Genomic DNA, 20,264 nt, shown 5'->3' on the forward strand with positions numbered 1-20,264 from the left:
TGTCCCATGTTGCTATCTTACTTAGTGCCCGTTGTCCTGGTGGTGTTGCTGATAGCCGCCTCCATTCGCATTCTGCCGGAATATAAACGTGGCGTGGTGTTCTTTCTGGGCCGTTATCAGAAGGTAAAAGGGCCTGGTCTGGTTATCGTGATCCCGGCCATTCAAAAGATGCAGGTGGTCGATCTGCGTGTTATCACCATGGACGTGCCCGAGCAGGATGTGATCTCCCAGGACAACGTCACGGTGAAGGTCAACGCCGTGCTTTACTTTCGCGTGATCGACCCTGAAAAGGCGATTATTCAGGTGGAGAACTTCACCCAGGCGACCAGCCAGCTGGCGCAAACCACGCTGCGTTCGGTATTGGGTAAGCATGACCTGGATGAAATGCTTTCCGAGCGCGACAAGCTCAACGACGACATCCAGGAAATCATTGATGCTCAGACAGACTCCTGGGGCATCAAGGTGGCGAACGTCGAGATCAAGCACGTGGATCTGGACGAGAGCATGATCCGCGCTATAGCCCGCCAGGCCGAGGCAGAGCGCGAGCGGCGTGCCAAGGTCATCCATGCTGAAGGCGAACTGCAGGCCTCGAAGAAACTGGTCGAGGCCGCCAACGTGATGCAGGAAAACTCCGCCGCGTTGCAGCTACGCTACCTGCAGACCATGAGCGACATGAGCAACAAGAACGCCTCGACGATCGTCTTCCCGCTGCCCATGGACATCATGGAAGCCTTCAAGGACATGAAAGCCAAGCACATGCCGCCCGCATCGGGTTCGCCAAAAGACGACGCTTAAACGCTCCTGATAGGGCTATAACGAAGGGTCAACGTGGCGGTAAATGGCGGTAAGCACGCTATAGCATCCAAACGCCAGCAGGCCAATGGCGACAAACCCAAACAGCCATTGCCCGAAGGCCTGGCGCCGCAAGGTGTTAAACGCTTCCGCCGTGCCGCCAGCTTCGTTGGGGTCGAACTGGTAAGCGGCGATCATGAACAAACTACCCACGATCACAAAGACGAGCCCGCGAACCACCAGGCCGAAACGGCATATCGGGTAGGCCCAGGCTTGGGTGCGCGAGGGCATGGTGAAGTGCTTGTCAAACTTGGCCTTGTAGCCTTTGACGGCATGGGCGATACCCGCACCGATGATGGCGATGCCGACGGCAGCCACCAACCAGCGGCCAAAGGGTTGTTGCATCAGCCAAGTGGCCATACCTTCCGAGCCACCGCTTGAGCCGCCTGAAGAACCGGACGAAAGAAAGCGGAAGACAAGGCTGGCGGCAAAAAATGCCAGCAAGGTATGGGTAACCGCACTGACAAACAAGCCTGCGCGAATCACCAGCCCTTTGGCGCTGGTGCCGTGGCGGTCGGGGTCCTTGAAGGCCTGTATGCAGCGCCACATGGCGTACCCAAGCAGCCCCATGGCGATGATGCCCAGCATCACCTTGCCGAATGGCGCCCCAAGCACGGCTTCCAGCGCGCCCCGGCTGCCTTCCGCCTGGCCGCCCTGATCTATGGCGGTGAGCGCCGCCAATCCCCCCACCAGAACGTAAACCACGCCGCGGGATGCATAGCCCATGCGGGCGAATGCGCTGATGGCATCGCGGTGGTCGGGTGCGGGCGTAGAGCTTGCCATGGTGTCCTCCTGACCAATAAGGCTGTTGCCAATTATCCATAAGCAACTTGAATGAGCGGGGACTATACTGTGTCTGCGCCGTGCTATTGTCCAGCTTAGGCGAAGCAAGCCGTGCTGACGAGTTGAGCGGGGCGGGGCTGTCTTTTCCTTTTTCCATTATTTGAATTGTTTGAGTAGCGCATGAGTCCATCGTCTTCTCCGCTTTTCTGGCGCGATCAGCGCATGCCCCATGTAGAGTTGCGTAAGATCAGTGATGCGCGGCAAGTCTGCTATGCGCCTCACAGTCACGTGCACTGGTCGCTGGGTGCCGTTACCGCAGGCAGAAGTACCTTTCGTTACCGCGATACGACCTATCAGATTAGCGCGGGTGACTTGGTGATGATGAACCCGCATTGGGTGCATGCCTGTAACCCCATCGAGAATCAGCCCTGGGCGTACCTGATGCTTTACATCGATACCGCCTGGCTGAGTAACTTGCGCTATCAGTTGGGGCTGCTGGATGCGCCTGACTGGCAAGACATTGCCACCGCTGTGCTTACCCAACCCGAGCTTTATGCAGCGTATTGCGATATGGCGTCCTGCCTGCTGGATGAGCGGCAGGCGATTGACGATAAGCAAGCAGTACTAACTGACTACCTGTCTAGCCTTATGCAGGCGCTTGCCCACGCACCTCCTGCGGCATTGCCGGAAGCGTCCAGTACGCTAGAGCAGGTTGCCGTCTATTTACGTGATAATTGTACCGTCGACATTTCGCTTGAAAGCTTATGCCAGCAGTCCGGTTACAGTGCGGGTCATTTAATCCGCGCGTTCAAACAGCAGTACGGGCTAACGCCCCATGCCTACTTGATTAATCAACGCATCCAGATGGGGCAACAGGCACTAAAGCAAGGGCAACCTATTGTCGAGGCGGCGTTGAACGCTGGCTTTAATGACCAACCCCACTTTCAGCGAACCTTTAAGCGGCTGGTAGCAGCAACACCCAACCAGTACCGCTACCCGCTACTCAATCAATAAGTAGATAGCACTGGCGGCCAAACATGCCGCCAACAAGCGGTTAACCGTTAGCAGAATGGAAGGGCGGTGAACAAAGCGTTTGAGAAAAGCCCCTGCGTACACCCAACTGGCAAGCGATAGCCAGCAAATAGGCAGGTAGAGCCCCGCGAACAGCCAAAGCTGGTGGGGGGCGTCACCGCTGGTGTAGGCACCAATACCAGCGGCAGACGCCAGCCATGCCTTGGGATTAAGCCACTGCATCATCGCGCCCGACATAAACCCTGGCGCTTTCTCGGCGCCTTGCTCGTGCAGGCGTCCATCGTGCTGGAAAAGTTGATAGCTGAGATAAAGCAAAAACAGGATGCCCGCCCAGCGTAAAATATCTTTCAGTAGCGGCACCACTTGCAGCAGCGAGTAAAGGCCTGCGCCAATCCCCAAAAACAGGGCGATGAAACCTAGTGTGGCACCCGTTACAAAGACAAGGCCCTGGCGAATGGGGTGGTTCGTGCCGCTACTCAAGCAAACGATATTGACCGGCCCTGGCGAAATGGACGCGGCAAGGGCAAATGCGGACATGGGTAGCAGCAAGGGCAGTAGTGAAGCGTTCATTATCGTCCTCCTTGGTAGTACAAGGAGTTTGCAGTGGCGTATGGCGAATATATTGAACAAAATTGATCTGCAAATAGCTTTTTAGCTATTGTTAAGTATCTTTAAAGCTGGCAAGGGCGCTTTAAATTTATCGAAGGGAGGCAAAGGGTTATGAAAACCATCGGCTTGCTGGGGGGCATGAGCTGGGAGTCCACGCAGACCTATTACCGTATGCTCAATCAAGGCGTGGCGGAGAAGCTGGGGGGCTTTCACTCGGCGAAAATAGTGCTCTATAGCGTGGATTTTGCCGAGATCGAAACGCTTCAACGCCAGGGCGACTGGGAGGCGATGGCGGACATCCTGGCGAATGCGGCTTGCTCGCTGGCGGCAGCGGGGGCGGATTTTCTGGTGATCGGCACGAATACCATGCATAAAGTAGCTGCCGAGGTGGAGGCCGCATCAGGCCTGCCCCTTTTGCATATTGCCGAGGCAACCGCCGATATTCTGGCCCAGCAGGGGATAGACCGCGTTGGCCTGCTAGGTACCCAGTTCACCATGGAGCAGCCTTTTTACCGGCAGCGACTGGAGGCGCGGGGGATCGAAGTTATCGTGCCTGAGCCCGACCAGCGTGAGGTGATTCATCGCGTGATCTATCAGGAGCTCTGCCGGGGGACGATCAACCCCGCCTCGAAAGAGGCTCATCTGGACGTGGTGGCGACGCTTTCAGCGCGGGGCGCGCAAGGCGTGATTCTAGGCTGCACCGAGATTGGTTTGCTGATTAACCAGAGCGATACGCCGGTCGCGCTTTTTGACACCACCGAGATCCACGCCCAGCGTGCGGTGGCCTGGGCGCTGGGTGATGGCGTGGCCGCCTGAACGCTTGCCATTAATGGCCAAACACCGACCAGCCAGTTTTCTGGACAAACATTTCGAGCGCCTGGGTGCCTAGCAGGCTATTGCCGTAGGCATCGAGCCCCGGTGACCAGACGGCGATCGCCCCGTGGCCCGGCGTGATCGCCAGTATGCCGCCGCCCACGCCGCTTTTAGCCGGTAAGCCGACACGAAAGGCAAATTCGCCGGAGGCGTCGTAGTGGCCGCACATCATCATCAACGAGTTGATTCGTCGGGCCCGCTGGGAAGCCACCACCCGAATGCCGCTGGGCTTGTTGATACCATCTGACGCCAGAAATAGCCCCGCATGAGCGAGCTGCTCACAGCTCATGGCAATGGCGCACTGGTGAAAGTAGGTGCCCAGCACCTTATCGACATCGTGACGTAGATGCCCGAAGGCTTTCATGAAATGCGCCAGCGAGGCGTTGCGGTCACGGTGGGCCATCTCTGAGGCAGCCACCGCATGGTCGAAGTAGATGCTGTCGTCGTCGGCGATATAGCGCACAAAGCTGAGAATCTCGCCCAGGGTCTCTTTGGGTTCGTGGCCCATCATGATCGCATCGACTACCGCAATGGCCCCGGCATTGATGAACGGATTACGCGGCTTGCCGCTTTCATGCTCCAGCTGAACGATGGAGTTGAACGGATCGCCCGAGGGTTCGCGGCCCACTTTCGACCACAGCGAATCACCCACTTGCCCCAGCGCTATGGTCAGCGTGAATACCTTGGAGATACTCTGGATGGAGAAGGGCGTGGTCGCGCACCCCGCCGAGTACACCTTGCCATCCACGGTGGCCAGGGAAATGGCAAACTGCTGCGGGTCAACGTGGCTTAGCTCGGGGATATAATCCGCTACTTTGCCACGCTCCTGTGCGCTCGCCATGGTGGCGGCAATGTCGTCGATCAAGGCTTGCATGGGCGTATCGTGACCGTCAGTTGAGGCGGGCAATAACCCTAGCGAAAAATCCTGGCACTGTCTGCTATTGCAGTCAGCAAGATTCGGGTCGGCAACTCGCCTGTGAGCGCATAGGCTGTGAAGGTAACGGTTAATACGACGATGTGAGAGACGACAATGAACGACTATGAGCGTATCGAGAAAGCCATGGATTACATGGTGGCCCATGCGGCCACGCAGCCCAAGCTGGAAGCGGTGGCCGCTCACGTTCATTTGAGCGCCTTTCACTTTCAGCGCTTGTTCTGCCGTTATGTCGGGATCAGCCCCAAGCGTTTTTTGCAGGCGCTGACCCTGGAGCGTGGCAAGCAGTTGATGGCATCCTCTAGTTCACTGCTGGATATCGCCCATACGCTGGGGCTTAGCGGTGGATCGCGGCTTTATGATCACTTTGTGCAGCTGGACGCGGTCACACCGGGAGAGCACAAGCGCCGGGGGCAGGGCGTCGAGATTGCTTACGGCGTTCATGCCACGCCGCTGGGCAGCCTGTTCGTGGCGGTCACGCCGCGGGGTATCTGCCGCATGGGGTTTGTCGATGCCACCAGTGCCGACGAGTTACTGGCACGGCTTGGCAAAGAGTGGCCGCTTTCCACGCTTCATCACGATCCTGACGCCACGCGTTTTGCGGTGGAAGCGCTTTTCAACAGGTCAGGCGATGCCTCTGCCACGTTGTCGCTGCATGTGACCGGCACCAACTTCCAAATCGCCGTATGGCGGGCGCTGCTGACCATTCCCGAAGGCCAACTGGCCAGCTATTCGCATATTGCCCAGGCACTGGGCACCCCCAAGTCCTCGCGCGCGGTGGGCAATGCGGTGGGTGCCAATCCCATCGCACTATGGATACCCTGCCACCGGGTAATCCAACAAAGCGGCGCGCTAGGCGGCTACCGCTGGGGCCCCACGAAAAAGCAGATGGTGCAAGCCTGGGAGTTGGCAACGGTCAACAACGAATCGCTTTCTCCCGTGGTCACGTCTTAATCAATTAACCCACTGGCATCATAAAACGGGAAAGGGCCGGGGTAGTGCTCGATAAACCCTTGGTGAGTCACCATGTTGTTAGTTGCCGACCACTGGTGTAGCAGGTAACCGGGGGGCTCTAGCTGAAAGTTGGCGGGGCCGTCTGGGGTGAGATCCAGGCTAACCTGGTGGGAGACCCCGGGGCAGCTCATCGCCAGGGTGTTGGCAAAGCGCTTGAATGCTCCGGTGCAGATGCCCGCAGAGCACGCGCTTTATGACACAGTAGTACTAGAGTGTGAGGCGGAAGCTACGCAACAACAGCCCCAGTTTTGACAATGCACCCAGCGACAAGGTCCGGGGATTCCCCAAGCCTTCTTGATTTGGTAGTTTGAAATAAGCTCTCAGCGACTGAAGTTATGCAAGAAAATTCATAAGCAAGAGAGGATATAGAGCTTAAGAACGTTGGAGTTATTATGCTTAAAGGCCATAAAGAATCTACCCTAGGCGATCACTTCGACAGTGAGCAGATAGATAAAATATATTATTGTGATAAAAAAGAAGATCTCCAGGCTGCAATGAGTGGCATTATTAAAAACCTTGGTTTCCAGAAATTCATCTATGCATTTTTCGTCCCGGAAAAAGCCACATGCAGCAGCGAGAAGATGGTTATAAGCGGCTATCCTGAAGAATGGAGGGATCGGTACAAGAAAAACGACTATACATTTATTGATCCTGTGACAAAGTACTGTAGGAAGAACGTAACCCCTATATCCTGGTCAGGGTTGAGAGTGGCGAAGGAAGGTCAGAATAACAAAGTAATAAACGAAGCCAAGGAGTTTGGTTTGACTTATGGTCGCACAATACCCCTCCATGGCCCAGGAGGGGCGTGGAGTCTGTTAAGCATATCATCTTCAGCGAAAGATGACTTCTTTGAAAACAACAAAGACCCTCGTGTCGCTTTTGCTTATTATATTGCCGCCACAATGCATGGTGCAGTGGCAGAAAAGCACTATAAGCAGAAAGGAGGATGCTATGTTAAAGCCCCCATAACTGAAAGGGAGAGAGAGGTTATCGCGTGGGCTGCAGAGGGGAAAACACTCTGGGAAACGTCAGTTATATTAGGAATATCGGAATCAACGGTGAAATTTCACATGAACAGCGCCTCAGAAAAACTTGGAGGAGTCAACAAGGTAAGTACCGTATCCAAAGCTATATTACATGGAATACTTTAGATAGGCGCTGCGTTCTCCTACGCTGACGAAGCTTTCAAAGCATTCATCAATTTCAATATAGCATGACGTCCTCCCAAGTCTCCGGCGCTCACTCTCTTCTAAATCATCAATACGAGGCATGGTCAAGCCACTATTTGAAAGTAATCGATAAAGTGAAGGGGACGTTACTGTAACAAACCTATTGACCTGCTGGCGGTCGGCAAAAAACCGAACAGCAGCAAACATCTCTCTCGTTATACTACTAGCTAGAAATGGAGATTGGTTGCGAATGCCTTTTCTTACCGCAAACCTACTAAGCTCCCAAACATCTGAAGCTTGCACGTTACATGAAGCAGGTAGCAATTCAGGAAATACAGAGTTAAGCATATATTCTTGAGTGGTTGGCAGGAGTCTCCAGCCCCCTATGACCTGACCGCTATATCTATCTTCACAAATCACATAAACAGTATTAAGTGTATCAAACTCATCTATCTCTCTCCCCTTGTTCAACGGCAGCCCCCATTGATTCCTGCCATTAAAGATTTCTGCCCGAAGAAGGTACATGTTCTGGACAAGGTCAAAGCACATCTCACCAGAGCCGGGCTTTCCAATATATATGTTCAATTCATGTTTATCCATATATAACAAATCTATCAGACATGTATTTATAACGCACCTGTCTTTTTTGACAGGTGGTGGCGGATGACTAGAAAAGCTATCTTCGAACAGAATCAAGTAAAATCCTAAAGTTCAAGGAAAGTGCACGATGACCACAATCCTACAGGAAGTCATTGACCTCATCCCTGCAGCAATGCAGTGTACAAATGAACACCTCATCGAAACAGAGGTTAGAGAGTTTGAGTGGCTTAAGCCACATTGCGGATTTCCCGTAATAGCAAAGCTCGAGAACCAACAAATCACAGGGTCATTTAAATCTCGAGGAGCTCTATTTGCGGTAGCAGAGTCTAATAATGATACAGTTGTGGCAGCATCAGCAGGTAACCATGGCCTCGCTGTGGCTTGGGCGGGCAAAAAATTTGGAAAAAAAGTAGATATCGTATTGCCTCAAAATGCTAGTCCTCTTAAACGCGAGCGTATATTACGTTTAGGAGCGGGCGTCATTGAAAGCGGGGCAACCGTAGACGATGCGACTGAAAGTGCGATGGATATATCTAGAACCACCGGCGCAGAATACGTGTCGCCTTATAACAACAAACATGTAATTGCCGGACAGGCAACTGTAATTATTGAACTGCTACAAGAAATCAATCTAACACATCTGATCATTCCAACTGGGGGAGGTGGGCTGCTTTGTGGAGCAATTGCCGCAAAGCATTTTCTAGACAAAGGGTCTTTACACTTAATTTCATGTGAGCCACAGGCATTTAATTCGTACAAGACAAGTAAAGAGAATAATGGTGCAGTCAAGCTAGGTAGAAGGCCCACGTTTGCCGATGGATTAGCTACAAACATTGAGCCAGGATCAATCACCCTTGAGATTCCTAATCAAGAGAAGAATCTTTCTTTTCTTGAAGTAAGTGAAGAAGAAATTGCATCTGGTTGTGCAGCAGTTTTCAACCGGGAATCATTACTGGCGGAGGGAGCGGCGGCAGCAGGCATAGCTGCATCTTTGAAAATCAAGGATGAAATTTTAAAGCAACCTGAATCTAAAGTGGGAACTTTGCTTTGTGGCGGGAACGTGCACCACACTACCTTCTGGCATATGGCTGCTTATCCATTCTCAGATATTACCTTATCTGATCTTTCTGACACGCTTGGTAGGAAGGCGGAATTTGAGCCAGAAAGAAGGCAGAACATCTCTCTAAGTAATGTAGAGAAGACTGAGGACGGCTCGTTTTTAGGTTGCGGCGACAACACGCTCCCTAAGGCGTTTTTTGATCAAGTAGAACAATACACGAACACAACTGATAGGCTTCTTTCGGAGTTTGAGGGCTTCTGCAGTAGTGAAAATCTGCTTTTAGACCGCTATACATTAGATGCAGTGCAAGAAGTGAACGATCTAATAAAAAATAGGCTGCAAGAAGATCTGCCTGAAAGCACCATGCTCAAAGAACAGCGCCTCCGGGCATTGACTCAACTTGCCACAGCTTCAAGGCTGGCGTTTGAGTGGAGGTCTCCAAGCTATGAGCAATCTGTATCGATGTCGGCGTTTGACTTGGCTTCTCAAGGTTCCAGCGGTGTTAATTATGCCCGATATGATCAACCAGGTGTTCCAAACATCGAGAGTACTCTGTTAAATACTTTAGGGGTCTCCCCGTCTACTCACGCCGTTCTTTTGACTAACTCAGGAATGGCTGCCTTCACTCTGGCCTTTGAAACGTCAAGGATTTTCAAAAACATAAAATCCGTACTCACTGCCCCCTATCTCTATTTTGAAAACGTGGAGATGATGCAATATTGGTTAGGTGGTGACAACATACATGTTTCAGATTCATACAACGCCGATGACATGACCAGTTTAAACATGAAGTTAAGGCCAGATGCAGTATTAGCTGATCCTCTTAGCAATCACCCTTTGCAGAGAATGGTCGATATTGATCAGCTTGCCTATTCCTTGTCTGAAGCTCCAAACCAGCCTACGTTAATAGTTGATGGAAGCATGCTACCCCTTGTTAGTGCTCAGGGGGTAGTAGAAGCCATGCCAGAGAGCGGCGTATATTTTGAAAGCTGTTCAAAATACATGCAATTTGGGTTAGATATAACTATGGCAGGAATGGTTCTTATCCCAAGGAAAATGGAGGCTGTAGCTCGTCGAGTTCGCAGAAACATGGGTCTAGGTCTTGACCGATACGGGGCTGAGTTATTCCCAAAATTCAAGCCCGAAATGCTAGAAAAACGTATAAAATCGATGGAGACATCGGCTCTACTTGTAGCGAAAAAGCTCAAGGAGTTTCTCCCAGAAGATCATTTTATAACTACATTTCCTGGCCTGCCTGATCATCTTGATCACACACTATCTCTGCGTTACGAGCGTTCGGGATCATGCGTGACACTTGCTCCTCTAAATCAGGAGTTAAACCGGGACCAATTAGACCCCATAGTAGATGCAGCTATTCGTGAAGCCCGCAGCCATCATGTCCCACTCGTCAAGGGTGTCTCATTCGGCTTCACAGCATCTAGGCTTTCTGCTGCATCTGCACTAGCTGAGTCGGCTCCTCCCTTTTTAAGGCTTGCGGTAGGGCCAACCTCAGAAACTGAAGCTGAGAGGCTGGCTGTTTCACTGTCGTCAGCTATTTTAAAAGTTACTTCACGGTGGTAAGTTCTATGAAGTATTTGCCGCTTGAGGTAAGAGCTACAAGCTTAGAAGAGCTTGGTTTGTTCTCTAAAGCTGAAGAGGATGTTGATACAAAAAAATGGATTGGTGATGACGCTTCTTTTGATTGGCATCTTTCCATGCATTACGATCCCAGAGTGCATCATCTGACATTAGCCAGAAACAACCAGCCTATCGGGTACATGACGATTGTTCCCGTGACGGGCACTGAAGGGGAGTTTGAGCTCCTCAGAGGAATCACACTACCTGCCTATAGAGGGAGATACGGTGTTAGCTGGTTCTTATCATCGGTTAATTACGCATTCATGAGCCTTCATGCTGAAGTAGTTTGGTTAGACGTCTTCGAAACAAACCATAGGGCAATAAGAGTATATAGAGCCTCTGGCTTTAAGGAGGTTCATACCAAGCTTTTAAAGAGGGACGGTGATAAGCCTTTTAACCTGGTGGTCATGAAAATTACCAGAGAACAATGGGAGACACCTTAAAATGCATATCCAGGCCCACTATGCTTAGCAAAAGTTTGATCGAAAAAGCCGCTTCTATGTTGGCCGCTATGGCGCTAATAGGCTTTTCATTTGGCTCTTTATCAGGCGGGCAAGGGCTGCCCGCCTGGGTGTTATCTTTACTTGCGCTTTTAGTTTTTTCCGGCGGAGCGGAATTGTTGGCTGTTACATTGTCACTTGCAGGCGCATCTCCTGTATTCGTGTTAATGAACTGCCTCCTCCTCAACCTTCGCTTTTTCCCATTAGGACTCTCCGTGGGGGAGATATTTTCAAGCTCTAGTTTTGAAAAATTAGTTGCTAGTCATTTCGTGGTTGACGAGATTGTTGCGCTAACATTCACCCAAGACTCCATTCATATGAAAAGAAAGATATACTGGATCGCTTCTTTAACCCTGATTGTCGTATGGCCATCTTCCGTGTTCCTAGGGGCACACCTAAGCAGTGGGGGAGTCAATACAGAAGCTTTCGGTATCGATATTGTTCTCCCTGTGGCAATCCTGCTGCTCATCATTCCCGCAATTAAAACATTACGGATGATCTTTGCTGTTATGACATCTGTTCTGACAACCACATTTGCTTATCTATTTTTACCCGCCGGAATTTCGATTCTGCTAGCCCCTTTAATTGTAGCTTTTTTCTTTGTCCCAAGAGGAGTAAGGAGTTGACCTTCCCCACTATTATTGCTCTTGCTATCGGAACATACGCAATTAGAGCATCAGGTATATTCCTTAGAGGAAAAATATCCGTAAGTTGCAAAACAAATGAATACCTCAAAGCAAGCGCTCTTAGCATGCTTGGCTCATTTGCGGTTTTTTCTATTGTTCACCACGATAGTGGCTTCGATTTAGCAAAGGTCTTGGGGGCAGCAGTAGGAATAGCCTTAGGACTGCTCAAGTTCCCATTTTTTTTATCCATCATATCCGCGATGTTGCTCACTGCTGCACTCAGGTTGTAGCAATTTAAAGAGGGCTGAGCCGCAAATTCTGAGTGCAACACCTGACCAAACCGGTAAAGTGTTGACCCCATGTCATATTCTGAATTCTGCACTGAAGAACGTGCCGCGATCCAGGTCAGCCTCGCGCAAGGCTTGAGTATCAGGAAGATAGCGATTCTGCTCGAACGGTCTCCGGCAACGATCAGTCTAGAGATACGTCGCAATGGTTCGTCCGATGGGAGGTATCGCGCGCCACACGCGCAACAGCACCGTCATGACCGCCGAGAAGGTTGTCGACCAAGGCGCAAACTGCTTCCTGGTTGCCCTAGGTTCTCCCTGATTCAGCACATGCTGCGTCGGCGTTTGTCTCCCGAATAGATCAGCGGCAAGCTCAAGCATATGAATATCCCTGATCTTCGAGACGCCAACAAAGCGGCGCGCTAGGCGGCTACCGCTGGGGCTTGGCGAAAAAGCAGATGGTGCAAGCCTGGGAGTTGGCAACGGTCAACAACGAATCGCTTTCTCCCATGGCCACGTCTTAATCAATTAACCCACTGGCATCATAAAACGGGAAAGGGCCGGGATAGGGGGCGATAAACCCTTGGTGCGTCACTATGCCGTTAGTTGCCGACCACTGGTGCAGCAGGTAACCGGGGGGCTCAAGCTGAAAGTGGGCGGGGCCGTCTGGAGAGAGATCCAAACTCACCTGGTGGGAAACCCCGGGGCAGCTCATCGCCAAGGTGTTAGCAAAGCGGGCTTGAATGCTCCGGTGCAGATGCCCGCAGAGCAGGCGCTCGACCTGGGTATGTTTGCCAATGACGTCGGCTAGCGCGTCTGGTCGCTTCAGCGGCTGGCGATCCATATGGTCGATGCCACTGACAAACGGGTGGTGATGCACCATGACGAGAGTCGGTTTTCGGGCTTCTCTGTCAGGGTTGCATCCAGCCACTGCAGACTTTCATCGCTTAACTCCCCATGGGGTTTGCCCGGTACCGATGAGTCGAGTCCTACAATGCGTACCGGATAGTCATCCACGACCCAGTGTAAATAGTCGCGGTGCTGAAACAGATAACGGTGCTCGGGAAAGGCGGCGCGTAGATGCTCGCGGTCATCATGATTGCCAGGGATCAAGTACACGGGCAGCATTAACTCAGCCAGAATCTGCTTAAAGGTGGCGTACTCGCTAGGGTGGCCAAAATCAACCAGGTCGCCGCTAATTAGCACCAGGTCGGGCCGCGGCGCTAGCTGATTGAGCGTGCTGATTGCTTGCCGCAGCGCATTGGCGGTATCTACCTGGCGGTAAGAGAGTTTCCCGCCCGCCTTGATATGCGGATCGCTAATCTGGGCGATAAGGCATGGCTGGGTATGAGGATCTTTCTGAATGTCAGCCATTGGCCGCCTCCTTGGCATCAACCGGGGCAGTGGGCTTATCCGGGTGAAAAACCACATGGGAAGGGAGTGCCAGGCCAATCGCGCTACCGTTTGGCCACTGCTGGCGGGAAGGTGCCTCAATCTGGAGTGGTGAGGCATTGCCGGTATCGACCATCAGGCGCTGGCTCTGACCCAGGAAAATGCTTTGCACTACCGTGCCTTTTATATCGGCTTGGTCAAGGGGCACTACCTGAATATCTTCTGGTCGGCAGTAGACAGTGGATACTCCCTGCAAATGTGAGGCTCGGAGTTCACCGCCATGGACGGCCAATCCCCCATCGGCACGTGTGCTGATCACGTCCAGGCAGTTAACTGCACCAATAAAATCGGCCACAAAGGCATTGGCTGGCTGGTGGTAAATCTCTTGGGGCGTGCCTAATTGGGCAATGCGTCCGGCTTGCATTACCGCGATGCGGTCACCCAGAGCCATTGCCTCATTCTGGTCGTGGGTGACGTAGACTGCCGTGGTGCCCAATTCACGCAGCAGCTGGCCAATTTCGATGCGCAGGCGGTCGCGCAGTTTGGCATCAAGGGCTGCCAATGGCTCGACAAACAGCAGTACCTTGGGGCGCACGGCAATCGCACGGGCGAGGGCGACGCGCTGTTTTTGCCCGCCGGAGAGGGCGTCGATACGCCGATCACCAAAGCCTTGCAAGTCGACCATGCGCATCACTTCGTCAAGCCTTTGGGCAATCTCTGCCCGTGGCAAACGCTGTATTTTTAGCCCGTAGGCAATGTTGTCGGCAACGCTCATATTGGGAAACAGCGCATAGTTTTGAAACACCATTCCTACATCGCGCTGCTCAATCGGCAGGGCAGTGACATCGCGCTCGCCAAACAGTACTTGCCCACCTTTGTCGGGGCTTTCCAGGCCGCTGATAATACGCAAGGTGGTGGTTTTGCCGCAGCCGGAAGGGCCCAGCAGTACCAGGGTTTCGCCCGCGTTAACCTGTAAATCAAGCGGCTGTAGCGCAGTCGTGCCACCCGCAAAGGTGCGGCTGCACTGGTTTAGGGTAATGCTGACAGATGAACTCATAACGGATTCTCAAATAATAGAACTTAGCGGCGCTGCTCGGTGAGTCGACCTGCCCACTGAATCGCTACCAGCAAGGGCACCACCATCACTAGAAATATCAGCGTGTAAGCCGAGCCCACTTCAAGGCGCATCGAGGCGTAGCTGTCGGCTAAGCCGACGGGCAGCGTTTTGGTCAAGGGGGTATGCAGCATCCAGGTGATGTTGAATTCGCCGATGGATAAGGTGACCACCATCAGCGCGCCCGCCAGAATGCCGCTCATGCAGTTGGGGATGATTACCCCGAAAAAGCGTTGCCGGAAGCTGGCGCCCAGGCTGGCGGCGGCCTCTTCCAGTTGGGGAAGCTTGGCGGTTTGCATCACGGAGAGCACCGCACGCACCATAAAGGGCAGGGTAAACAGCACATGGCCAACAAGAATAAACAGCCAACTGCCGCGAAATTCCCGATAGCTGCCGTAGGCGAGCAGCAGGGCAAGGGCGGTGGCGAGACCGGGGACGGCTACCGGTAGCAACAGCAGCTCTTCAATGGCATTGGCCCAGCGGCGGCGGCTGCGCAGTAGACCGTAGGCGGCGGGGATGCCGATCAGAGTAGTGATCAGTAAGCAGGCGAGCGCCAGTTTAATCGATAGCCAGATGGTGTCGGCGTAGAGGTGCCACACTTCATCGACCCAGCGCAGAGTCAGCCCGCTTTCAAGGCCGACAAAGTAGTTCTCGGTCAGCCCCGCCATCACCGACATGGCCACGGGCACGATCATGAATAAGCACACCAGTAGGGTGAAACTGAGTTGCAGAACAAAGCGTAGGCGCGATTTCATACGGAAGCTCCCAGATTGCCGCCTGCCAACCGACGGGCAAGGCTTAACGCCATCCAAGTGATCACACCCAGCACCACTGAAAGCGCAGCCGCCATGGCGAAGTTGGCGTTGTTGGTGAATTCGCCGTAGATATTGAGTGGCAGGATGCTTAGCCGCGTGCCCAGGGTAAACGCCGTGCCAAAGGCGCCCATGCTGGTCGCAAAGCAGATGGCACCGGTTGAGAGCAGTGCAGGGGCAATGCCTGGAATAATGACGTCTTTGGTGACCTGCCAGGTGTTAGCCCCTAACGAGCGGGCGGCTTCTTCAAGGCTTTGATCCAGGTTGTCGCAGGCGGCCATTACCGTGGTGATCACACGAGGAATGGAGAAGTAGAGGTAGCCAATAAAGAGCCCGGCCAGCGAGTAGGCGAACATCCAGCGCTCGCCAAAGAGCCAAAGGCTGGTTTGCGCCAGGGCACCCTGGCGGCCGCCCAGCATAATGACCAGAAAGCCCACCACGACGCCTGGAAAGGCCAGCGGAAAGGTGAGGATAGCCACGAGTATGGACTTGCCAAAAAAACGCTGCCGGGCGAGAAAAAAACCGGCAACACCGGCGATGGCCACCGCTACCAGTGACACTGCCAGTGAGAGGCCAACGGTGGTCGCCAGACTAATCAAGTACTGCCGATGGGTGAGAATGGTCAGATAAGCACTGATGCCACTGCTTGGGTCTGCTTCGGCACCCATCATGATCAGACGTGAAAAAGGCAGTAACCAAAAGGCGCAGAAAATGACCAGCGCAGGCAGCAGGGCGAGCAGCACGATCAGGCGTTTACGCTGGGCTGGCCCTGCCATCGCAGGCGGTCGACTGAGATAAGAAGCAGCCCCGGAAGGCTGCTTGGTTGCCACTGTCATGATTAACGCACCTCCGACAGATACCGCTCGGAGAAGCTTCGCTGGGCAGCCGCCATGGCGTTGTAGTCGAGTGCTTCGGCGCGGGCATACTCGCTGTCGGGCAGAAAGACTTCGCGTGCTTCAGGGGAGATGGCGCTGGCGCGCACGGGGCGCAGGTAGGCATCTGCCCATACCGCCTGGCCTTGATCCGAGAGCACGAAATCAAGCACCTGTTTGCCGTTCTCGGGGTTGGGGCCATCCTTTACTAGGCTCATGACGTAAGGCACCACCACGCTGCCCTCTTCGGGAATTACGAACTCCACGTTGGCGCCATCGCTGTGGCGTGCGCGGTAAGCGTTGAAGTCGTAATCAAGCAGAATCGGGATCTCGCCGGAAAGCACCCGTGCATAGCTGGTCTGCTTGGGCACGATAGGGTCGTTTTCGGCCAGCTGATTGAAGTAGTAGATCGCCGGTGTGAAGTCGTTTAGATCGCCGCCCATGGCTTGGTTGACTGCCACAGCACCGACGTAGCCGACAAAGGCGCTGGCCGGGTCAAGGTAGCCCACCATGCCGCGATACTCGGGCTTGAGCAGGTCTTCCCAGGAGGTGGGCACCGGGGCGCCATCCAGGGCATCGGCATTGACCATAAAACCGAGGGTGCCGGAGTGAATGGCAAACCAGTTGCCTTCGGGATCTTTCAAGCCGTCGGGGATCTCGTCCCAGTGGTCAGGCTGGTAGGGCGTTACCACATCTTCTTCCATGGCCTGAATACCGAAGGTCACCCCGTAGTAGACGACATCCGCCACCGGGCTATCCGCTTCGGCGACCAGTTGGGCTAATGACTGGCCGGAGTTTTTGTTGTCTTGGGGCACGCGAATGCCGGTCTCCTGCTCAATCAAACGCAGCTGAGTGCCCCAGTCTGCCCACTCGGGCGGGCAGTTGTAGCAGATCGCGTTGTCGCTTGACTGGGCAGTAGCGACCCCTGACGCACTGATAACCGCCGTGGCCAGTAACGCTTGATACAGACGCTTAAGGTTCATGCGTTTAAGACTCATACCAAGTTCCTCTATAAAGTGCTTAACGTGGACTTGCGGGATGTCGGGGTTCCGACACTTTCGCCCTTACGCAGTGCGTGGGGCAGGGGAGCGGGTGTGCATTTTTCTCCCCGAATCATGGCTAGCAAGGTGTGAACCGCCGCGCGCCCGATCTCGGCGCGAGGCTGCTCAATGGTGCACAGCGACGGGTAGAGGTGCTTGCCCAGGGCGATCCCATCAAAGCCCATGACGGAAAGGTCATCAGGCACCCTAAATCCGGCGCGTTGAAGTTCGCCCATCAGGCTGATGGCGAGCAGGTCGTTGGTGCAGATCACTCCCGTGAGAGCATCAGCGCCTTGTAACGCTGAGGTGAGGCGGGTCAGATCTGCTTGGGTATGGTGGGCCATTTCTACCAGCGGGTGCGGCATCAGCCCCGCTTCGTCCATCGCACGGCAGTAACCTTCAAAGCGTTGTTGGGCGCGGTCTGACTGCAGTAGCGGGCCAGCGGCCATGCCAATTCGCTCATGGCCCAGGGCGATCAAGTGGCGGGTGGCATCGGCGCTGGCGGCACGGTTGTCGACGCCCACCGAGGGGAAGCCGCTGCTGCCCGGCGGGTTGTAGACCAGCAAGCAGGGAGTGGTTTCCAAGCGCAGCTTGTCCAGCACGACGCTGTTATCCGCTTCAGCCACGGTAAGCACCAAGCCGTCGACGCGCTGGCGCAGCATCTCCTCGACAATCTCACTCTCGCGGTTGGGTGAGTATTCGCTGGTGGTAACGATCAGTGAGTACCCCGCCGCACGGGCAGCCACTTCCATGGCTTGCAGCTGCTCGGCAAATACCGGGTTGTCGAGGCTTGGTACCATTACGCCAATCATCTGCGTGGCCTGCGAGCGAAGCTGTTGGGCAACCTTATTGGGCCTGAACGCCAGTTGCTGGGCCGCGTTAAAAACGCGCTCCCGGGTCGCTGGGCGTACCAGCTCGGGGCTTGAAAAAGCCCGCGCTGCGGTTGCCCGAGAGACGCCGGCGAGTTTGGCCACAGTGAGTAAATCTGCCATGCGGATACCTGTTGTCAGCGAAATGAGATCGATCTCATTTATTGGGTATTAGCCTAGAGGGGGTATGTGACGGCTAAATGGCGGGAATATGTATTTTTAGCGTGATTATGATGACAAGGCGATTAATCACCATGAAGCTCGAGAGCTAATGAAAAGGGGGCTGTTTTGCTTGCTTACATTGCGCAGATTTCTGGAGGCCGCTACAGTCTCGCTCTTGTTTACCTGGACGAGACCTCCTTATGGCCACACTGATGATTCAGGGCACCACCTCGGATGCGGGCAAAAGCACCGTGGTGGCTGCGCTCTGCCGTGCATTGGCCAGGCGTGGCATATCGGTGGCGCCATTCAAGCCCCAGAACATGGCGCTCAATAGCGCCGTTACGGAAGATGGTGGCGAAATTGGCCGTTCCACCGCGCTCCAGGCACAGGCCGCTGGCGTTAAGCCACACAGTGATATGAACCCGGTGTTGCTCAAGCCGGAAACCGACCGTGGCGCCCAGGTGATTTTACGCGGCAAGGTGCATGGGCATATGGATGCCATGGATTACCATGCCTTCAAGCGCACCGCCAAAGAGAGCGTGATGGCCGCGTGGAAGGCGATGGAAACCCGCTTCGATGTGATTATCGCCGAAGGCGCGGGCAGCCCCGCTGAGATCAACCTGCGCCAGGGTGACATCGCCAATATGGGCTTTGCCGAAGCGGCTGACTGCCCGGTAATACTGGTGGGCGATATTGAGCGAGGCGGGGTGTTTGCTCAGTTGGTGGGGACGCTTGCACTGCTGAGCGAAAGCGAGCAGGCGCGTATGAAAGGGTTTGTGATCAACCGCTTTCGTGGCGACATGAGCTTGTTAACCCCAGGCATTGACTGGCTGACGGCACACACCGGCAAGCCGGTATTGGGCACCTTGCCCTACCTTCAAGGGTTGCTGCTGGATGCCGAAGACAGCATCGGCCTGACCCACGCGCCCACCCAGGGAGAATCGTTCAACGTGGTGGTGCCTGCGTTGCCCCGCATCAGCAATCACACCGATTTTGATCCATTGCGTTTGCATCCTCAGGTCAACCTCACCTTTGTCGGCGCAGACGAGCCGATTCCTGCGGCCGATGTGATTATCCTGCCGGGCAGTAAAAGTACGGCGAGTGATCTGGCATGGTTAAAGCGCCAGGGGTGGGATAGGGCAATTCAGCGCCACCTGCGCTACGGCGGCAAGGTGCTGGGTATTTGCGGTGGTTTTCAAATGCTCGGCGAATGGGTGGAGGACCCTGACGGCCTGGAAGGCAAGGCCGAGCGTGTCATGGGATTGGGGCTACTATCGCTCACCACGCGCATGGTGGCGGGCAAACAGCTACGCAATGTGGGTGGTGTAACAGTGGCTGAAGGGGCGAGCGTCACGGGCTACGAGATCCACAATGGCGTTAGCGAGGGCGCTGCGCTGGCGCAGCCGCTTTTTGATCTAGGCACCCACCTTGATGGCGCCGTCAGTGACGATGGGCAGGTGATGGGGACTTACCTGCACGGCCTGTTTGATCATTCCGAGGCTTGCCAGGCGCTGTTAGCGCGCCTGGGCTTGTCAGCAGCCCAGCGTCTGGATTATCGCGCCCATCGCGAGCGAGAATTGGACCGTTTGGCCGATACGTTAGAGGCGCACCTGGATATCGAGGCCCTCATTGCTCTTTTGGGAGCTGGCGCGTCGCCATTACGGTAATCTCGACGTGGCAGCCTCCACAGATATTGGGCGATTCGGTACAGGTTCTCGCAGGGTAGCGGCCCGGCTCGAAGAACTCGGCATAGACGCTGTCCATATCGTTGATAGTCATCAGGTCAGTCAGGTGAACGTCCACGCGTAGCGCGTCTGCCAGGCTGCCGCCTTCCATTTCCAGCATGCGTGAAATGGCGCGCATCACTAACCGGGTTTCTTCCTTGACGTCGCCCTTGGCCGCATGGCCGTTCGATAGGTCAGAAACCGTTAGCCCCGAAATAAACACATAGCGATCATCCATCACCATATGACTACCGGGGAAGCTCGGCGTTGGCATGGTGGGGTCGTTCATAAATTTCGTCATA

General features: G+C 54.3%; 23 protein-coding genes and 2 pseudogenes. 12 read left to right on the forward strand and 13 right to left on the reverse strand.

Translation table 11 applies throughout. The features are described from left to right. Nucleotides 1–6 precede the first annotated feature (6 nt). Nucleotides 7–795, forward strand: coding sequence for a slipin family protein (locus tag IT895_RS07675; RefSeq protein ID WP_066319148.1), 789 nt, complete (start codon nt 7–9; stop codon nt 793–795). A gap of 15 nt (nt 796–810) precedes the next feature. Here IT895_RS07675 and IT895_RS07680 read toward each other — a convergent pair whose 3' ends face one another. After that, on the reverse strand, nt 811–1,635 hold the full coding sequence (locus IT895_RS07680) for a DUF1206 domain-containing protein (protein ID WP_199285184.1): 825 nt from the start codon (nt 1,633–1,635) through the stop codon (nt 811–813). Nucleotides 1,636–1,815: 180 nt separating this feature from the next. Here IT895_RS07680 and IT895_RS07685 point away from each other — a divergent pair, with 180 nt between their 5' ends. Continuing rightward, complete coding sequence (locus tag IT895_RS07685) at nt 1,816–2,649, forward strand: AraC family transcriptional regulator (protein ID WP_199285185.1); 834 nt, start codon at nt 1,816–1,818, stop codon at nt 2,647–2,649. Here the strand turns inward: IT895_RS07685 and IT895_RS07690 are convergent. After that, a complete protein-coding gene (locus IT895_RS07690; protein WP_199285186.1) occupies nt 2,635–3,237 on the reverse strand; it encodes a LysE family translocator in 603 nt (200 codons plus the stop codon). The two genes, IT895_RS07685 and IT895_RS07690, sit on opposite strands and share 15 nt — an antisense overlap. Before the next feature lie 150 nt (nt 3,238–3,387). On the opposite strand from IT895_RS07690, the gene IT895_RS07695 reads away from it, so the two are divergent. Continuing rightward, nucleotides 3,388–4,092 carry an aspartate/glutamate racemase family protein gene (locus IT895_RS07695; protein ID WP_199285187.1) on the forward strand — a complete coding sequence of 235 codons (705 nt, stop codon included), beginning with the start codon at nt 3,388–3,390 and terminating at the stop codon, nt 4,090–4,092. Nucleotides 4,093–4,102: 10 nt separating this feature from the next. Here the strand turns inward: IT895_RS07695 and IT895_RS07700 are convergent, their stop codons facing one another. Beyond that, nucleotides 4,103–5,023 carry a glutaminase gene (locus IT895_RS07700; RefSeq protein WP_199285188.1) on the reverse strand — a complete coding sequence of 307 codons (921 nt, stop codon included), beginning with the start codon at nt 5,021–5,023 and terminating at the stop codon, nt 4,103–4,105. Nucleotides 5,024–5,179: 156 nt separating this feature from the next. On the opposite strand from IT895_RS07700, the gene IT895_RS07705 reads away from it, so the two are divergent. After that, entirely contained in the window at nt 5,180–6,037 is an 858-nt protein-coding gene (locus tag IT895_RS07705) for a bifunctional transcriptional activator/DNA repair enzyme AdaA (protein WP_199285189.1), read from the forward strand. Here the strand turns inward: IT895_RS07705 and IT895_RS07710 are convergent. Further along, a complete protein-coding gene (locus IT895_RS07710) occupies nt 6,034–6,228 on the reverse strand; it encodes a hypothetical protein (RefSeq protein WP_233337395.1) in 195 nt (64 codons plus the stop codon). The genes IT895_RS07705 and IT895_RS07710 overlap by 4 nt on opposite strands. A gap of 261 nt (nt 6,229–6,489) precedes the next feature. Between IT895_RS07710 and IT895_RS07715 the strand changes: the two genes are divergently transcribed. Continuing rightward, on the forward strand, nt 6,490–7,248 hold the full coding sequence (locus tag IT895_RS07715) for a helix-turn-helix transcriptional regulator (RefSeq protein ID WP_199285190.1): 759 nt from the start codon (nt 6,490–6,492) through the stop codon (nt 7,246–7,248). Here IT895_RS07715 and IT895_RS07720 read toward each other — a convergent pair. Then, complete coding sequence (locus IT895_RS07720) at nt 7,231–7,866, reverse strand: acyl-homoserine-lactone synthase (protein ID WP_199285191.1); 636 nt, start codon at nt 7,864–7,866, stop codon at nt 7,231–7,233. The genes IT895_RS07715 and IT895_RS07720 overlap by 18 nt on opposite strands. Nucleotides 7,867–7,993: 127 nt before the next feature. Between IT895_RS07720 and IT895_RS07725 the strand changes: the two genes are divergently transcribed. The 6 genes and pseudogenes from IT895_RS07725 to IT895_RS19595 form a co-directional block, all read left to right on the forward strand. Further along, nucleotides 7,994–10,507 (forward strand): pyridoxal-phosphate dependent enzyme, encoded by a 2,514-nt coding sequence (locus IT895_RS07725; protein WP_199285192.1) that lies wholly within the window; start codon nt 7,994–7,996, stop codon nt 10,505–10,507. Nucleotides 10,508–10,512: 5 nt separating this feature from the next. Next, nucleotides 10,513–11,007, forward strand: coding sequence for a GNAT family N-acetyltransferase (locus tag IT895_RS07730; RefSeq protein WP_199285193.1), 495 nt, complete (start codon nt 10,513–10,515; stop codon nt 11,005–11,007). Nucleotides 11,008–11,027: 20 nt separating this feature from the next. After that, on the forward strand, nt 11,028–11,690 hold the full coding sequence (locus IT895_RS07735; RefSeq protein ID WP_199285194.1) for an AzlC family ABC transporter permease: 663 nt from the start codon (nt 11,028–11,030) through the stop codon (nt 11,688–11,690). Then, a complete protein-coding gene (locus tag IT895_RS07740) occupies nt 11,687–11,980 on the forward strand; it encodes an AzlD domain-containing protein (RefSeq protein WP_199285195.1) in 294 nt (97 codons plus the stop codon). The genes IT895_RS07735 and IT895_RS07740 overlap by 4 nt, the downstream gene beginning before the upstream one ends. Before the next feature lie 69 nt (nt 11,981–12,049). Further along, nucleotides 12,050–12,334: pseudogene (locus IT895_RS07745) on the forward strand (helix-turn-helix domain-containing protein); the annotation flags it as partial. Between the two features lie 50 nt (nt 12,335–12,384). Next, nucleotides 12,385–12,501 (forward strand): annotated as a pseudogene (locus IT895_RS19595) (6-O-methylguanine DNA methyltransferase); the annotation flags it as partial. Here the strand turns inward: IT895_RS19595 and IT895_RS19335 are convergent. From IT895_RS19335 to IT895_RS07775, 7 genes are read right to left on the reverse strand one after another with little or no spacing between them, the layout of a single operon-like run. Continuing rightward, entirely contained in the window at nt 12,498–12,821 is a 324-nt protein-coding gene (locus IT895_RS19335; protein ID WP_233337396.1) for a hypothetical protein, read from the reverse strand. The pseudogene IT895_RS19595 and the gene IT895_RS19335 overlap by 4 nt on opposite strands. Beyond that, on the reverse strand, nt 12,803–13,351 hold the full coding sequence (locus IT895_RS19340) for a metallophosphoesterase (protein ID WP_233337397.1): 549 nt from the start codon (nt 13,349–13,351) through the stop codon (nt 12,803–12,805). The genes IT895_RS19335 and IT895_RS19340 overlap by 19 nt, the downstream gene beginning before the upstream one ends. Beyond that, complete coding sequence (locus tag IT895_RS07755; RefSeq protein ID WP_199285197.1) at nt 13,344–14,426, reverse strand: ABC transporter ATP-binding protein; 1,083 nt, start codon at nt 14,424–14,426, stop codon at nt 13,344–13,346. The genes IT895_RS19340 and IT895_RS07755 overlap by 8 nt, the downstream gene beginning before the upstream one ends. 23 nt (nt 14,427–14,449) lie before the next feature. Then, complete coding sequence (locus tag IT895_RS07760) at nt 14,450–15,238, reverse strand: ABC transporter permease (protein ID WP_199285198.1); 789 nt, start codon at nt 15,236–15,238, stop codon at nt 14,450–14,452. After that, complete coding sequence (locus IT895_RS07765; RefSeq protein ID WP_199285199.1) at nt 15,235–16,131, reverse strand: ABC transporter permease; 897 nt, start codon at nt 16,129–16,131, stop codon at nt 15,235–15,237. The genes IT895_RS07760 and IT895_RS07765 overlap by 4 nt, the downstream gene beginning before the upstream one ends. A gap of 2 nt (nt 16,132–16,133) precedes the next feature. After that, nucleotides 16,134–17,165, reverse strand: coding sequence for an ABC transporter substrate-binding protein (locus IT895_RS07770; RefSeq protein ID WP_233337398.1), 1,032 nt, complete (start codon nt 17,163–17,165; stop codon nt 16,134–16,136). A gap of 11 nt (nt 17,166–17,176) precedes the next feature. Next, nucleotides 17,177–18,199: a LacI family DNA-binding transcriptional regulator gene (locus IT895_RS07775; RefSeq protein WP_199285200.1), complete on the reverse strand. Its 1,023-nt coding sequence runs from the start codon at nt 18,197–18,199 to the stop codon at nt 17,177–17,179. Nucleotides 18,200–18,438: 239 nt separating this feature from the next. Here IT895_RS07775 and IT895_RS07780 point away from each other — a divergent pair, with 239 nt between their 5' ends. Next, the gene (locus IT895_RS07780) at nt 18,439–19,905 is read left to right on the forward strand and encodes a cobyric acid synthase (protein WP_199285201.1); all 1,467 of its coding nucleotides are present in this window, start codon (nt 18,439–18,441) and stop codon (nt 19,903–19,905) included. Here IT895_RS07780 and IT895_RS07785 read toward each other — a convergent pair. After that, nucleotides 19,865–20,263, reverse strand: a complete 399-nt coding sequence (locus tag IT895_RS07785) for a RidA family protein (RefSeq protein ID WP_085919248.1) — start codon at nt 20,261–20,263, stop codon at nt 19,865–19,867. The two genes, IT895_RS07780 and IT895_RS07785, sit on opposite strands and share 41 nt — an antisense overlap. Nucleotide 20,264: the final 1 nt, after the last annotated feature.

The sequence above is a fragment of the Halomonas sp. A40-4 genome, from assembly GCF_015767635.1.
Taxonomy (GTDB): domain Bacteria; phylum Pseudomonadota; class Gammaproteobacteria; order Pseudomonadales; family Halomonadaceae; genus Vreelandella; species Vreelandella janggokensis.

Bases quoted from the DNA above. Each gene is read 5' to 3' on its own strand.
- IT895_RS07710 (WP_233337395.1), bottom strand. From the start codon at position 6,228: ATGAGCTGCCCCGGGGTCTCCCACCAGGTTAGCCTGGATCTCACCCCA.
- IT895_RS07720 (WP_199285191.1), bottom strand. From the start codon at position 7,866: ATGGATAAACATGAATTGAACATATATATTGGAAAGCCCGGCTCTGGT.
- IT895_RS07780 (WP_199285201.1), top strand. From the start codon at position 18,439: ATGGCCACACTGATGATTCAGGGCACCACCTCGGATGCGGGCAAAAGC.
- IT895_RS07735 (WP_199285194.1), top strand. From the start codon at position 11,028: ATGCTTAGCAAAAGTTTGATCGAAAAAGCCGCTTCTATGTTGGCCGCT.
- IT895_RS07700 (WP_199285188.1), bottom strand. From the start codon at position 5,023: ATGCAAGCCTTGATCGACGACATTGCCGCCACCATGGCGAGCGCACAG.
- IT895_RS07755 (WP_199285197.1), bottom strand. From the start codon at position 14,426: ATGAGTTCATCTGTCAGCATTACCCTAAACCAGTGCAGCCGCACCTTT.
- IT895_RS07770 (WP_233337398.1), bottom strand. From the start codon at position 17,165: ATGAGTCTTAAACGCATGAACCTTAAGCGTCTGTATCAAGCGTTACTG.
- IT895_RS07675 (WP_066319148.1), top strand. From the start codon at position 7: ATGTTGCTATCTTACTTAGTGCCCGTTGTCCTGGTGGTGTTGCTGATA.
- IT895_RS07705 (WP_199285189.1), top strand. From the start codon at position 5,180: ATGAACGACTATGAGCGTATCGAGAAAGCCATGGATTACATGGTGGCC.
- IT895_RS19335 (WP_233337396.1), bottom strand. From the start codon at position 12,821: ATGGATCGCCAGCCGCTGAAGCGACCAGACGCGCTAGCCGACGTCATT.
- IT895_RS07680 (WP_199285184.1), bottom strand. From the start codon at position 1,635: ATGGCAAGCTCTACGCCCGCACCCGACCACCGCGATGCCATCAGCGCA.
- IT895_RS19340 (WP_233337397.1), bottom strand. From the start codon at position 13,351: ATGGCTGACATTCAGAAAGATCCTCATACCCAGCCATGCCTTATCGCC.
- IT895_RS07730 (WP_199285193.1), top strand. From the start codon at position 10,513: ATGAAGTATTTGCCGCTTGAGGTAAGAGCTACAAGCTTAGAAGAGCTT.
- IT895_RS07715 (WP_199285190.1), top strand. From the start codon at position 6,490: ATGCTTAAAGGCCATAAAGAATCTACCCTAGGCGATCACTTCGACAGT.
- IT895_RS07765 (WP_199285199.1), bottom strand. From the start codon at position 16,131: ATGACAGTGGCAACCAAGCAGCCTTCCGGGGCTGCTTCTTATCTCAGT.
- IT895_RS07760 (WP_199285198.1), bottom strand. From the start codon at position 15,238: ATGAAATCGCGCCTACGCTTTGTTCTGCAACTCAGTTTCACCCTACTG.
- IT895_RS07785 (WP_085919248.1), bottom strand. From the start codon at position 20,263: ATGACGAAATTTATGAACGACCCCACCATGCCAACGCCGAGCTTCCCC.
- IT895_RS07725 (WP_199285192.1), top strand. From the start codon at position 7,994: ATGACCACAATCCTACAGGAAGTCATTGACCTCATCCCTGCAGCAATG.
- IT895_RS07685 (WP_199285185.1), top strand. From the start codon at position 1,816: ATGAGTCCATCGTCTTCTCCGCTTTTCTGGCGCGATCAGCGCATGCCC.
- IT895_RS07690 (WP_199285186.1), bottom strand. From the start codon at position 3,237: ATGAACGCTTCACTACTGCCCTTGCTGCTACCCATGTCCGCATTTGCC.
- IT895_RS07695 (WP_199285187.1), top strand. From the start codon at position 3,388: ATGAAAACCATCGGCTTGCTGGGGGGCATGAGCTGGGAGTCCACGCAG.
- IT895_RS07775 (WP_199285200.1), bottom strand. From the start codon at position 18,199: ATGGCAGATTTACTCACTGTGGCCAAACTCGCCGGCGTCTCTCGGGCA.